General features: G+C 65.2%; 13 protein-coding genes. 9 read left to right on the top strand and 4 right to left on the bottom strand.

Translation table 11 applies throughout. From position 1 onward, the window contains the following. Window positions 1–10: 10 nt before the first annotated feature. The 5 genes from VGH54_RS14585 (at window position 11) to VGH54_RS14605 (ending at window position 5,558) form a co-directional block, all read left to right on the top strand. Window positions 11–1,042 (top strand): ATP-dependent 6-phosphofructokinase, encoded by a 1,032-nt coding sequence (locus VGH54_RS14585; protein ID WP_331512747.1) that lies wholly within the window; start codon window positions 11–13, stop codon window positions 1,040–1,042. Between the two features lie 354 nt (window positions 1,043–1,396). Further along, window positions 1,397–2,326 carry a MinD/ParA family protein gene (locus VGH54_RS14590; RefSeq protein ID WP_331512749.1) on the top strand — a complete coding sequence of 310 codons (930 nt, stop codon included), beginning with the start codon at window positions 1,397–1,399 and terminating at the stop codon, window positions 2,324–2,326. 81 nt (window positions 2,327–2,407) lie between these two features. Further along, window positions 2,408–3,931, top strand: coding sequence for an Asp-tRNA(Asn)/Glu-tRNA(Gln) amidotransferase subunit GatB (gene gatB / locus VGH54_RS14595; protein WP_331512751.1), 1,524 nt, complete (start codon window positions 2,408–2,410; stop codon window positions 3,929–3,931). A gap of 245 nt (window positions 3,932–4,176) precedes the next feature. After that, window positions 4,177–5,028, top strand: a complete 852-nt coding sequence (locus VGH54_RS14600; RefSeq protein WP_331512752.1) for an alpha/beta hydrolase — start codon at window positions 4,177–4,179, stop codon at window positions 5,026–5,028. A 74-nt stretch (window positions 5,029–5,102) separates the two neighbouring features. Next, complete coding sequence (locus VGH54_RS14605) at window positions 5,103–5,558, top strand: flavin reductase family protein (protein WP_331512761.1); 456 nt, start codon at window positions 5,103–5,105, stop codon at window positions 5,556–5,558. 4 nt (window positions 5,559–5,562) lie between these two features. Here the strand turns inward: VGH54_RS14605 and VGH54_RS14610 are convergent, their stop codons facing one another. Then, window positions 5,563–6,684, bottom strand: a complete 1,122-nt coding sequence (locus VGH54_RS14610) for a PQQ-dependent sugar dehydrogenase (RefSeq protein WP_414688712.1) — start codon at window positions 6,682–6,684, stop codon at window positions 5,563–5,565. 167 nt (window positions 6,685–6,851) lie between these two features. Here VGH54_RS14610 and VGH54_RS14615 point away from each other — a divergent pair, with 167 nt between their 5' ends. Continuing rightward, a complete protein-coding gene (locus tag VGH54_RS14615) occupies window positions 6,852–7,706 on the top strand; it encodes a DoxX family protein (protein WP_331512753.1) in 855 nt (284 codons plus the stop codon). On the opposite strand, the gene VGH54_RS14620 is transcribed toward VGH54_RS14615, so the two are convergent. Beyond that, window positions 7,703–8,107 carry a PH domain-containing protein gene (locus VGH54_RS14620; protein WP_331512754.1) on the bottom strand — a complete coding sequence of 135 codons (405 nt, stop codon included), beginning with the start codon at window positions 8,105–8,107 and terminating at the stop codon, window positions 7,703–7,705. The genes VGH54_RS14615 and VGH54_RS14620 overlap by 4 nt on opposite strands. 298 nt (window positions 8,108–8,405) lie before the next feature. Between VGH54_RS14620 and VGH54_RS14625 the strand changes: the two genes are divergently transcribed. The 3 genes from VGH54_RS14625 (at window position 8,406) to ilvC (ending at window position 11,884) form a co-directional block, all read left to right on the top strand. Continuing rightward, window positions 8,406–10,298 carry an acetolactate synthase large subunit gene (locus VGH54_RS14625; RefSeq protein ID WP_414688713.1) on the top strand — a complete coding sequence of 631 codons (1,893 nt, stop codon included), beginning with the start codon at window positions 8,406–8,408 and terminating at the stop codon, window positions 10,296–10,298. Then, window positions 10,298–10,810, top strand: coding sequence for an acetolactate synthase small subunit (gene ilvN, locus VGH54_RS14630; RefSeq protein ID WP_331512755.1), 513 nt, complete (start codon window positions 10,298–10,300; stop codon window positions 10,808–10,810). Before VGH54_RS14625 ends, ilvN begins: the two co-directional genes overlap by 1 nt. A 72-nt stretch (window positions 10,811–10,882) precedes the next feature. Next, a complete protein-coding gene (ilvC, locus tag VGH54_RS14635; RefSeq protein WP_331512764.1) occupies window positions 10,883–11,884 on the top strand; it encodes a ketol-acid reductoisomerase in 1,002 nt (333 codons plus the stop codon). Here ilvC and wrbA read toward each other — a convergent pair whose 3' ends face one another. Both wrbA and VGH54_RS14645 read right to left on the bottom strand, forming a co-directional pair. Further along, a complete protein-coding gene (gene wrbA, locus VGH54_RS14640) occupies window positions 11,885–12,484 on the bottom strand; it encodes an NAD(P)H:quinone oxidoreductase (protein ID WP_331512756.1) in 600 nt (199 codons plus the stop codon). 79 nt (window positions 12,485–12,563) lie between these two features. Continuing rightward, window positions 12,564–12,864: DUF4262 domain-containing protein (locus VGH54_RS14645; RefSeq protein ID WP_331512757.1), on the bottom strand; the 301-nt coding region annotated here is incomplete at its 5' end.

Genomic DNA, 12,864 nt, shown 5'->3' on the forward strand with positions numbered 1-12,864 from the left:
GATGAAAGACATGCGGATCGGAATTCTCACCGGCGGTGGCGACTGTCCCGGGCTCAATGCCGTAATCCGGGCAGTGGTGCGAACGAGTGACTCGCGATACGGGTCGTCGGTGGTCGGATTCCAGGACGGCTGGCGTGGCCTGCTGGAGAACCGGCGCATGCAACTGGCCAACGACGACCGCAATGACCGGCTGCTGGCCAAGGGCGGAACGATGCTCGGTACCGCCCGCGTCCACCCGGACAAGCTGAAGGCCGGTCTGGAACAGATCAAAGACACGCTGGACGAGAACGGCATCGACGTGCTCATCCCGATCGGGGGTGAGGGCACGCTGACCGCCGCGCACTGGCTCTCCGAAGAGAACGTCCCCGTCGTGGGCGTGCCGAAGACCATCGACAACGACATCGATTGCACCGATGTGACGTTCGGCCACGACACGGCGTTGATGGTGGCCACCGACGCGATCGATCGGCTGCACAGCACCGCGGAATCACACCAGCGGGTGATGCTGGTGGAGGTGATGGGCCGGCATGCCGGCTGGATCGCCCTGAACGCCGGGCTGGCCTCCGGCGCACACATGACGCTGATTCCCGAGCAGCCCTTCGACATCGACGAGGTGTGCCGGTTGGTCAAGCGGCGCTTCCAGCGTGGCGACGCGCACTTCATCTGCGTCGTAGCCGAGGGCGCCAAGCCGGCCGAAGGCTCGATGGAGCTGCGCAAAGGCGGTACTGACGAGTTCGGTCACGAGCGGTTCACCGGGGTGGCCGACCAGTTGGCCGCCGAGGTCGAGAAGCGGATCAACAAAGAGGTCCGGGTGACCGTGCTCGGCCACGTCCAGCGCGGTGGGACGCCGACCGCCTACGACCGCGTGCTGGCCACCCGGTTCGGCGTCAACGCCGCCGATGCCGCGCACGCCGGCGAATACGGGCAGATGGTGTCGCTTCGGGGTCAGGACATCGGCCGGGTACCGCTGGCCGACGCGGTGCGCCAGTTGAAGCTGGTCCCACAGGGCCGTTACGACGACGCCGCCGCGTTCTTCGGCTAACCCGAGGTGCGGCACCCGCTGTTCAGGTTGGTGCTGCCCGGCATTCATCCGCATGCCATCTACGTTTGGCTACCTCAAGGCATTTTCCTGGTTTCCGACGCTCTGAAGCGGGGTATCGCGGAACATATGAATTCCCGCGGTTTCGGGCGCGGTGTCATTCAGAGACCACCGCCCAGGGCGGTGCGGCAAAGTCCCTCGCCGCGCCACCGGCCTTTGCCCGGGCAGCCGCCACAACCAGCTCGCCCGGGCGATCCGGGCTATCAGCAGCTGCCATGGCCGGCTCAACCGCCGATCGGGACCACCACCGCTCCCGCAGTGCAGGCAGCGACGCCACCGGTTGCGTGGCAGCGCCCGGTGCGCAGAATCGCACTTGACAGCCTGGAAGTCCCATCCACCGAAGCGCCGCCTGAATTCAGCTGGCGACGCTTGCTGACCCGGCTGACCGGAATCCATTTGGGTCCGAGCAGAAGCGAGATCCACGAGCTTGAACTGCGTGATCGGGCCCGGGCGCCGTTAGGCAGCGCATTTCCCGTCGCCGTCCTGAACCTCAAGGATGGCGTCGGCAAAACATCGGTCGTCGAGGCGCTTGGCTCGACATTCGCCGATGGACGCAAAGACCGGGTGATCGCCGTGGACGTCGACGCCGGAGACATCGCCGAACGGCATGGCTACAAAAACCAGCTGACCCTGCTCGATTTGCTCGCCAATCGGTCGGTGACGAGGTATCCGGACGTGCGAGCGTATACCCGACGCAACCGTGCCGGCCTGGAGCTGCTGGCGCTACCGAACTATTCAGACAACGACTGGCTAATCGAGCGTGACGACGTCCTCAGAGCGTTTTCAATACTGCGGAATCACTACTCCGTGGTGTTGATGGACTGTTGCAAAGTGCTCAAATCCGCTGTGACGGAAGCGGTTTTGTTGGAATCGCGAGCCCTTGTGGTGGTCACCAATGCCTCCGTCGACGCAATCGAAAAAACCCGAACCACAATTGAGTGGTTGTCCAGAAACGGGTATCAGCGACAGCTCGAGTCGACGGTGCTGGCGATCAACCACACTGAGCGAGGAAAGCCGAGCGTCCCGGTGAACAACCGGCTTCAGCAGCTTTCAGACCAGTTCGCCCCCAAACGTGTGGTGAATCTCCCGTTCGATCGGCACGTGCATGAGGGCCAAGAAATAATTCTGGAGCGGCTGGGCAAGCGGAGCCGGCGTGGCTATCTTGAGATGGCCGCTGCCTTGGCTGACATGTTCCCCAGACGCGGTATCGGAACGCCAGCGCACTAGCTGCATCGAGCCGATAAAACGTGGGCGTTGCGAACTGGCCCGTCGCGTAGCGGTTCGCTGTAACCAATTAGGATCGACCGCATGACTTCTGCTGCGAGCGCCGCCCGTGCGCCCGGGGCGGAGCTGCTCGACTACGACGACGTGATCGCGCGCTACGACCCGGTGCTCGGCCTGGAAGTGCATGTTGAGCTATCCACGGCCACCAAGATGTTCTGTGGCTGCGCCAACGAGTTCGGCGCCGAGCCCAACACTCAGGTGTGCCCGGTGTGCCTCGGCCTGCCGGGATCGCTGCCGGTCCTCAACGAGGCGGCCGTCGAGTCGGCGATCCGGATCGGCTTGGCGCTCAGCTGTGACATCGCGCCGTGGGGCCGGTTCGCGCGGAAGAACTACTTCTATCCGGACCAGCCGAAGAACTACCAAATCTCCCAATACGACGAGCCGATCGCTGTCCAGGGTTACCTCGATGTCCCGCTCGATGACGGCACCACCTTCCGGGTCGAGATCGAGCGCGCCCATATGGAGGAGGACACCGGGAAGCTGACCCATCTGGGCAGCGACACCGGCCGGATCGCCGGGGCGACCACTTCGCTGGCCGACTACAACCGAGCCGGTGTGCCGCTGATCGAAATCGTCACCAAGCCGATCGAGGGCACCGCCGAGCGGGCACCGGAGATCGCCCGGGCCTACGTCACCGCACTGCGCGACCTGCTGCGCTCGCTGGGCGTCTCCGACGTGCGGATGGACCAGGGTTCGATGCGCTGCGACGCCAACCTCTCGCTGAAACCGAAGGACACCAGCGAGTTCGGCACCCGAACCGAAACCAAGAACGTCAACTCACTGAAGAGCGTCGAGGTGGCGGTCCGCTACGAGATGCGGCGTCAGGGTGCTGTTTTGGACTCCGGTGGCCGCGTCATCCAGGAGACCAGGCACTTCCACGAGGACGGCTACACCAGCTCAGGCCGCACCAAGGAAACCGCGGAAGACTATCGCTACTTTCCCGAACCCGACCTGGAGCCGGTCGCGCCCAGCCGTGAGCTCGTCGAGCGGTTGGGTGAAACCATCCCCGAGCTACCGTGGTTGCGCCGCAAGCGGATTCAGCAGGACTGGGGTCTCTCCGACGAGGTGATGCGCGATCTCGTCAACGCCGGCGCCGTCGATCTGGTCATCGCGACCGTCGACCAAGGCGCCTCCAGCGAGCAGGCCCGGGCCTGGTGGGGCAACTTCCTGGTGCAGAAAGCCAACGAATCGGGCATCGAACTCGACGAATTGCCCATCAGCCCAGCCCAAGTCGCCGCGGTCGTGGCGCTGGTCGACAAAGGCAAGCTGACCACCAAGCTGGCCCGCCAAGTGGTCGAGGGCGTGCTCGCCGGTGAGGGTGAACCCGAACAGGTGATGACCGCGCGCGGATTGGCCGTGGTGCGTGACGACTCACTCATCCAGGCCGCGGTCGACGAAGCCCTGGCTGCCAATCCTGATGTGGCCGAGAAGATCCGCGGCGGCAAGGTGCAGGCGGCAGGCGCGATCGTCGGCGCTGTGATGAAGGCGACCAAGGGTCAGGCCGACGCCGCGCGGGTGCGCGAGCTGGTGCTCGCAGCCTGTAGTTAGAACAAGCTGATCAATTCGCCGAGCAGACGACCAAGGCTGGATCGTCATCCGAGTAGTGTCCGAACATCGTCCTGGCGTCATCGTCGGTCGGGCATACCGCGCCTTGACCCGACGAGGGTGGCGCCCAGATCGACACCAGCGCGCATCGCTCTCCCACTTTCTCGCGCTGCCGTCGATCTCGGCTTAGGCGAGCTCGACGACGACTCGGCGCGTCCCGGTCCTGAGTCGTGGGTATCGTGGCGACGATGACCAGCATCGGCGATCAGCTTCGCGAGCAGACGGTGGACACTGTTCTCGGCCGAATTCGGCTGCAGGTAGGGGGATCCGGTTCACCGATCGTTTTCTGGCCCAGCCTGCTGATGACCGGTGACATGTGGCACGGGGTGGCCAGGGATCTCATCGCGCGCCGGCAGGTGGTGCTGGTCGACCCGCCCGGGCAGGGCGGTAGCCAGCCGCTGACGGAGCTGTTCAGTTTCGACGACTGTGCCCGCTGTGTGGTCGACATCCTCGATGGGCTCGGTATAGACAAGGCTCACTTCGTCGGCAATTCCTGGGGCGGCATGATCGGCGGGACTTTCGCCGCCAGCTATCCCGCGCGGATCGGGGGAGCGGTGCTGATGAATTGCACGGCGGGTCGGGCCGGCATCCGCCAAAAGGTGCAGTTCGCGATCCTGCTTGCACTGGCGAAGTGGACCGGTGGGATGGGGCCGCTGCTGAATCGGCCTGTGCTGAAGGCATTCCTGGGGCCGACCACCTTTCGGCAGCGTCCCGAGGTCGTCGCGCATGTGCTTAAGGCGTTGAAAGCCGTTGACGTCGCTTCGGTCTCGTGGGCGGTGAAGAGTGTGGTCCCGCGCAGACCGGACCAGCGGGCGCTGCTGGGCACCATCAAGACGCGGGTGCTCGTTGTCGGCGGTGCGGAGGATGTGACCTTTCCGCCGCGGGAAGCGATCGCGATGGCCGATGCCATCCCCAACTCGTCGGTCCGGGTGCTCGACGGGGTGGCCCACCTGGCCGGGTTGGAGAACCCACCGCTGGTGAGTGCTTTGGTGGAACAGTTTCTATTCGGAGGCCGCGAAAGCAGTCCTGGCGCAACGTAATCACGCTAGCGTGCGAATCGCGGTTGAGTCATGATGGCGATGTGGGCGATGAATCGTTCGACCGGCTGGTCGGGATGCTGGACTACACGATGTTTGTGGTGACGACTCAGGCCGATGGTGAGATGTCAGGATGCCTGGTTGGTTTCGCCACCCAGACCAGCATGCATCCGCCGCGATTTCTGGCTGGGATCTCGCGCGTAAATCACACCTGCGGTGTGGCTGCGCGATCCGACTACCTGGCTGTGCATGTTCTGGAGCGCCGCCACGTCGGGCTGGCGCGCCTGTTCGGCGGCCAAACCGGGGACCAGGTCAACAAGTTCGATCACTGCTCGTGGCACACCGGCCCACACGCCATGCCGATTCTCGACGACGCGGTGGCGTGGTTCGTCGGCAAGACGCTGAAGCGGGTCGACCTCGGCGATCACATCGGCTACTTGCTGGAGCCCGGCGCCGGAGCGGCCGAGGAGCCGACAGACGACCTGGTCAGCTTTTCCGATGTCGCCGATCTGACACCGGGCCACCAAGCGTGAGTCGTTAGGTCTTGTCGTCGTTGGCCCGCGGGAAGCCGCCGCCCTGCGGGAACAGCGGGAACACCACATCGTCGAGCTTCGCGGCGTCCCCGGCGGTTTTGTTGACCGTCGCGCCCCACACGTTGCCGTCCGGCGACATCCGCAGCGCCCAGGCATGTCCGTGAGTGTCCTGGCGAACCACGTCGGGTGGGCCGGTGACCGCGCCGGTGCCCTGCGCCAGGTGGACGGCCACCGTCTGTTTGGTGTTGACCAGGTTGACCAGCACGGTGCCGTCCAACGCCGAACAGCCGGCCACGCCCGGTCGGTCCGGCCACGTCCACACGGTGGAAACCTTGGAGTCCTTGGTGATTCGCTGTAGTCGGTCGGCGGTGGGTGCGCGGTCGAGGACGAACAGCGAGCCGTCGACAGGGTCGGTGCACAGGCCGCCGCCGGCGCCGATTCCGCTCAGCGCTGTGGTCGGCGGCGCGGGGTGCAGCGTGGTCGGCTGCTCGAGGCGGATCACCTTTCCGGCAAGGGATGCCGGGTCGTTGGCCATCGCCGGGTTGCCCGCGTCCCCGGTCAGCACGACCAGCGTGGTTGGGCTGGTGAAGAGCAGCGCGCCGGTATTTCCGTTGCCGCCCTTGGGAATTCCCGTCAGGATGTCTTTGGGGGTGTCGCCGTCGGCGACTCGGATGACCCGATTGTCGGTCGGGGTGCTGATGTAGGCGTACATCAGCCGGTCCTGTGTGTAGGTCGGGGACAGCACGATGTCCATCAGTCCGCCGTCGCCGGCCGGGTCCACCGGGATGACCGTTTTCACCTTGGGCTCGGCACTGACGGATACCTCTTTGACCGCGCCGGTTGTCCGCTCGGCAACCAAAGCCGACTTGCTGTCAGGCTGCATGAGCAGGCCGCTGGTGCTCTCCAGGCAGCCCTGCATCACTCCTGGCGCGGGGCATTCCTTGGGGAATGGCTTGTCGGGCAGCGGCGGTGGTGGTGGCGGCGACGAACTCGGCGGAGGTTGCCGTGCGGGATCGGTGGTGAACGGCTGCGACTGAATATCGTTGAACTGGGCGCAACCAGCCAAAACGAGCATCGTCGAGCACAGCACAGGCAAACTGCGCCGCCCCGACCTCCACAACCGCATAGCTGCCAGATTACGGATATGTCCGCTCCGGCGCCCGTGACGGGTACCGCGCGCCATCCGCCGCCGTCCCGCAAACACCGGCCCGCCCGCTACGACGGGCAAATCGGAACAGCGAAAGTGCCGCTCAAATCCCCGATTCCCGGGAAATTGCCCTTACCCTGACACGAGTGAGCAGTCAATCGAAAAACGCACATTGGCAGCGACCGGACTCATCCGCGGTGCCGACTGCGGAGCGGCCGACCTCCGCGCAATTGGTCGACCCCGAAGACGACCTGCCCTCAGACACCTATGCGGGCGATTTCGAGACGACTTTGATCCCGCACTACGACTCCACTGACTCCGGCAGCGTCCGCTCGTCGAGCAGTGGCGTGGGGGTGATGGGCGGCCACGAGCCGTTGCCCTATCAGCCCCAGCCCACCGGCAGGCACTCGATTTTCACGGCTGACGGGATGGACGAACACGAGCACTTCGACGACGAACGGGTCCGCGTCGCCGCCCGTCGCGGCACCCAGCACCTGGGCCTATTGATTCTGCGGGTGGGCCTCGGTGGCGTATTCATTGCGCACGGGCTGCAGAAGCTATTCGGCTGGTGGGGCGGACAGGGTCTGACGGGCTTCAAAAACGCGCTGTCCGACATCGGCTACCAGCACGCCGACATCCTCACCTATCTCGCCGCCGGCGGCGAGATCGCGGCGGGCGTGCTGCTGGTGCTCGGCCTGTTCACCCCGCTGGCTGCGGCGGGCGCGCTGGCCTACCTGACCAACAGCCTGCTTGCCGGGATGTCAGCTCAGCACAGTCCCCGGTCGTTCCCGTACTTTCTGCCCAGCGGGCACGAATACGAGATCACCCTGATCGTGATGGCCGTCGCGGTCATCCTGGTCGGCCCCGGCCAGTATGGCTTCGACGCAGGTCGCGGCTGGGCCCGGCGGCCGTTTATCGGGTCGTTTGCCGCTCTGGTGGTAGGCATCGGCGCCGGCGTCGGGCTGTGGATGCTGCTCAACGGCGCCAACCCGGTGGGCTAATCCGCGTAGGGATTGGGCACTCGGCCGGCGCTGGCCTGGGTCAGCTGCGGCAGCGTCGCGAAAGTGACCGCCGGTAGCCGCAACTCACGCCCGCTTTTGAGCTGTGCGCGCGCCCACGAGCCTCTGCGGAATCGCAGCCCGTCGATTTCCTCCCACCGCACCGATCGGTTGCCGAGCAATGTGCGCACCGTGACACCGTTGCCGTCGGCCTGTGTGCGAAGCCGAACAATCAACGCCGACAACAGCACCGGGATGATCAGGAGCGGTGCCGTCGCGGGCCAGGTCAGCACCGGCACCAGCAGCCCGAGGGCGAAGAATCCCACCGCGAAGTGAGCCATCGGCGAAATGCTGATCACCACCGGCGGTGTGGATGGGGCTTCCTCCGCTGAATCGGTGGCCATGCATGCATCATGGCACCGGTCTTTAGCGGCGACGACAACGCCTGACCTGCGCGGCCCGGCAACCATCGGGATTTGACGTTTGACCAGTACGGAGGCTACCGTCGTGGGGCGATGAACACTTCTGGAAAGCTCGTAGTAATCCGCATGCGCGTTGGTGCCTGACTGATCAAGTCCACCGACGCGCAACCCTCGTGCAGCTGCTGAGCTGACGGGGGTTTTTTGTTGCCCACCATCGACGTGGCGTCAGCAAAACGACCACCTACAACTTTCCAGAGCGAACAACGACGAAGAGGACACAGTGAGCGCTCCCACCAGGCCGCATTCCGAGCCGCAGGCACCGGCTTCGAAGCCTGCGTCGCAGGATGTGGCACGCATCGCCTCCGATGCGGCCAAGCCTGCCGCCAAGCCGCCGACTGCCCGGCCGAAACATGTTGCCCCTGAGCAACTCACCGGCGCACAGTCGGTAATCCGGTCGCTGGAGGAGCTCGACGTCGAGGTCATCTTCGGGATCCCCGGCGGCGCCGTGCTCCCCGTCTACGACCCGCTGTTCGACTCGACGAAGCTGCGGCACGTCCTGGTTCGCCACGAGCAGGGTGCCGGCCACGCAGCCAGCGGTTACGCGCACGCCACCGGGAAGGTCGGCGTCATGATGGCCACCTCGGGTCCAGGGGCCACCAACCTGGTGACACCGCTGGCCGACGCGCAGATGGATTCGATCCCGGTGGTCGCGGTGACCGGGCAGGTCGGCCGTTCGCTGATCGGCACGGACGCCTTCCAAGAGGCCGACATCTCCGGCATCACCATGCCGATCACCAAGCACAACTTCCTGGTCCGCGACGGCGACGACATCCCGCGGGTGATGGCCGAGGCCTTCCACATCGCCGCCAGCGGACGGCCGGGCGCGGTGCTCGTGGACATCCCGAAAGACGTGCTGCAAGCGCCGTGCACGTTCAGCTGGCCGCCACGCATGGATCTGCCCGGCTACAAGCCGAACACCAAACCGCACAACCGTCAGATCAACGAGGCCGCCAAGCTGATCGCCGCCGCGCACAAACCCGTGCTCTACGTCGGCGGCGGGGTCATCCGCGGCGAGGCCACCGAACAGCTGCGGGAATTGGCCGAGCTGACCGGCATCCCGGTGGTCACCACATTGATGGCGCGCGGCGCCTTCCCGGACAGCCACCGCCAGCACCTGGGTATGCCGGGTATGCACGGCACAGTCTCGGCGGTGGCCGGGCTGCAGCGCAGCGACCTGTTGATCGCACTGGGCACCCGTTTCGACGACCGGGTCACCGGACAACTCGACTCGTTCGCCCCTGAGGCCAAGGTCATTCACGCCGACATCGACCCGGCCGAGATCGGCAAGAACCGCCATGCCGATGTGCCGATCGTCGGTGACGTCAAAGCCGTGATCTCCGAGCTGATCGCGGCATTGCGGCACCACGACGCACCGGCCAAGATCGACATCGCCGAGTGGTGGACCTACCTCGACGAGGTGAAGGCCACCTACCCGCTGAGCTACGGGCCGCAGAGCGACGGCAGCCTGAGCCCGGAGTACGTCATCGAGAAACTGGGCGAGATCGCCGGCCCCGACGCGGTGTACGTCGCAGGCGTCGGTCAGCACCAGATGTGGGCCGCGCAGTTCATCTCCTACGAAAAGCCGCGAACCTGGCTCAACTCCGGCGGTTTGGGCACCATGGGCTTCGCCATCCCGGCGGCGATGGGCGCCAAGATGGCCCGACCCGACGCCGAGGTCTGGGCGATCGACGGCGACGGCTGCTTCCAGATGACCAACCAGGAGCTGGCCACCTGCGCGATCGAGGGTGCACCGATCAAGGTGGCGTTGATCAACAACGGCAACCTCGGCATGGTGCGCCAGTGGCAGACCCTGTTCTACCAGGAGCGGTACTCGCAGACCGACCTGGCCACTCACTCGCGCCGGATCCCCGACTTCGTCAAGCTCGCCGAGGCGCTGGGTTGTGTCGGATTGCGTTGCGAGCGTGAGGAGGACGTCGTCGACGTGATCAACGAGGCCCGGGCGATCAACGACCGTCCGGTGGTGATCGACTTCATCGTCGGCGCCGATGCGCAGGTGTGGCCGATGGTCGCCGCCGGGACCTCGAACGATGAGATTCAGGCCGCCCGCGGTATCCGCCCGCTATTCGACGACGGAATCGAAGGGCACGCCTGATGACCGGATCGACGACTACGCACACCCTTTCGGTGTTGGTCGAAGACAAACCCGGTGTGCTGGCCCGGGTGGCGGCGCTGTTCTCGCGGCGTGGGTTCAACATCGAGTCGCTGGCTGTCGGCGCCACCGAGCAGAAGGACATGTCGCGGATGACCATCGTGGTCTCCGCCGAGAGCACCCCGCTCGAGCAGATCACCAAGCAGCTCAACAAGCTCATCAACGTCATCAAGATCATCGAACAGGACGACCACAGCTCGGTGTCTCGTGAGCTGGCGCTGATCAAAGTCCGCGCCGACGCCGGATCCCGCAGCCAGGTCATCGAAGCGGTGAACCTGTTCCGCGGCAAGGTGATTGACGTGTCGCCGGAGTCGCTGACCATCGAGGCCACCGGTGACCGCGGCAAGCTCGAAGCACTGCTGAAGGTCCTCGAGCCGTTCGGCATCCGCGAAATCGTCCAATCGGGAGTGGTGTCACTCTCTCGGGGACCACGCGCCATCGGTACCGCCAAATAACCAATTCAATTCGAAATCCAGATCAGAAACCGAAGAAGGCTAGGAAGAAGGGACATTCACGTGGCTTTGGAGATGTTTTACGACGATGATGCGGACCTGTCGATCATTCAGGGCCGCAAGGTCGGTGTGATCGGCTACGGCAGTCAGGGGCACGCGCACTCACTGAGCCTGCGCGACTCCGGAGTTCAGGTGCGGGTCGGGCTGAAGGAGGGCTCGAAGTCGCGGCCCAAGGTCGAGGAGCAGGGCCTGACCGTCGACACCCCGGCCGAGGTAGCCAAGTGGGCCGACGTGATCATGCTCCTGGCGCCCGACACTGCGCAAGCCGACATCTTCAAGAACGACATCGAACCCAACCTGCAGGATGGCGACGCGTTGTTGTTCGGACACGGGCTCAACATCCACTTCGATCTGATCAAGCCGCCGGCCAACATCACCATCGCGATGGTGGCGCCGAAAGGCCCGGGGCACTTGGTGCGTCGTCAGTTCGTTGACGGCAAGGGTGTTCCCGCGCTGATCGCCGTCGACCAGGACCCCAACGGCAACGGCGAGGCGCTGGCGCTGTCCTACGCCAAGGCCATCGGCGGCACCCGCGCCGGCGTCATCAAGACCACCTTCAAAGACGAGACCGAAACCGACCTGTTCGGTGAGCAGGCCGTGTTGTGCGGTGGCACAGAGGAATTGGTGAAGACCGGTTTCGACGTGATGGTCGAGGCGGGCTACCCGCCGGAGATGGCCTACTTCGAGGTGCTGCACGAGCTCAAGCTGATCGTCGACCTGATGTACGAGGGCGGCATCGCGCGGATGAACTACTCGGTGTCCGACACCGCCGAATTCGGCGGCTACCTGTCGGGCCCCCGGGTCATCGACGCCGACACCAAGGAGCGCATGCGCGCCATCCTGCGCGATATCCAGAGCGGCGAGTTCACCAAGAAGCTGGTCGCCAACGTCGACGGCGGCAACAAGCAGCTCGAGCAGTTGCGCAAGGAGAACGCCGAGCACCCGATCGAGGTCACCGGTAAGAAGCTGCGCGACTTGATGAGCTGGGTCGACCGCCCCATCACCGAGACCGCCTAGCTAGGACCCGAGCCGGCCCGCCACGGTCACGACCCGGCGGGCCAGATGGTCGAGCGCGGCGTTGGTCGCGTCGCCGAGCTCGTCGATGTTGTCGTGGGTGGCCACCAGGCTCGCGCCGTACGGGTTTCCGTCGACGAACTTGCACGGGTCGGTGTATCCGGGCGGGACGATGATGCCGCCCCAATGGATCAGGGTGATGTAAAGCGACAGCAGTGTCGTCTCGTGCCCGCCGTGCGCGGTGTTGGAGGATGTGTAGCCGGCGTACACCTTGTCGGCCAGCTTGCCGTCGGCCCAGAGCCCGCCCAGCGAATCGATGAACGTGCGCAATTGGGCTGCGGGCGAGCCGAATCGCGTGGGCGTCCCAAAGATCACCGCATCGGCCCACACGATGTCGTCGCCGGTGGCCGCGGGAAGATCCTTGGTGGCTTCATAATTGGCGGTCCACGCCGGGTTCTTGGCGAACGACGCCGGATCGTGAGTGTCGGCGACGTGTCGCAGGCGGACATCGGCGCCCACCGACTCGGCTGCCGCCGCGACGCGCTTGGCCATCGTCGTGCCATGGCCGGTGGTGGAGTAGTAGATGATCGCCAGCTTCGTCACGGGCTCATCGTAGGCAAAGCGGATGTCTCTGAACCACCGAGATCGACGCCCGCGTGAACTTTTTCGGTGTGTCGTCGCGCTAGCGTCGATCTCGGCTTTCAGGCGGTTCGACCCACACGCCGAGCACCGGCTGTCGCACCCCGCCATTGCTGAATTCGCTGCACCACGGCCGATGCCCGTGCTCGTCGGGCCAGACCAATTGCAGTGCCCGCAGGTCGGGGCCATAGAACGAGACCGCGAATTTCAAGTGGGCGATTGGGTGCTGCACCTGGACGAAATCGAGCAGGAGCTCACCGCCGATCAACATCCGCTCGCCCGGTACCGGCCGTCCACCGTCGAGGAGATACTCAGCGACGGTGTTGAGCACAAGGTTCGCCCGC

The sequence above is a fragment of the Mycobacterium sp. genome (genome assembly GCF_036488105.1).
Lineage (GTDB): Bacteria > Actinomycetota > Actinomycetes > Mycobacteriales > Mycobacteriaceae > Mycobacterium.

Excerpts from the sequence above, each read along its gene's own strand:
- VGH54_RS14600 (WP_331512752.1), top strand. The coding sequence starts at position 4,177 with ATGACCAGCATCGGCGATCAGCTTCGCGAGCAGACGGTGGACACTGTT.
- ilvN (WP_331512755.1), top strand. The coding sequence starts at position 10,298 with ATGACCGGATCGACGACTACGCACACCCTTTCGGTGTTGGTCGAAGAC.
- VGH54_RS14610 (WP_414688712.1), bottom strand. The coding sequence starts at position 6,684 with ATGCGGTTGTGGAGGTCGGGGCGGCGCAGTTTGCCTGTGCTGTGCTCG.
- VGH54_RS14605 (WP_331512761.1), top strand. The coding sequence starts at position 5,103 with ATGCTGGACTACACGATGTTTGTGGTGACGACTCAGGCCGATGGTGAG.
- gatB (WP_331512751.1), top strand. The coding sequence starts at position 2,408 with ATGACTTCTGCTGCGAGCGCCGCCCGTGCGCCCGGGGCGGAGCTGCTC.
- VGH54_RS14585 (WP_331512747.1), top strand. The coding sequence starts at position 11 with ATGCGGATCGGAATTCTCACCGGCGGTGGCGACTGTCCCGGGCTCAAT.
- ilvC (WP_331512764.1), top strand. The coding sequence starts at position 10,883 with ATGTTTTACGACGATGATGCGGACCTGTCGATCATTCAGGGCCGCAAG.
- VGH54_RS14620 (WP_331512754.1), bottom strand. The coding sequence starts at position 8,107 with ATGGCCACCGATTCAGCGGAGGAAGCCCCATCCACACCGCCGGTGGTG.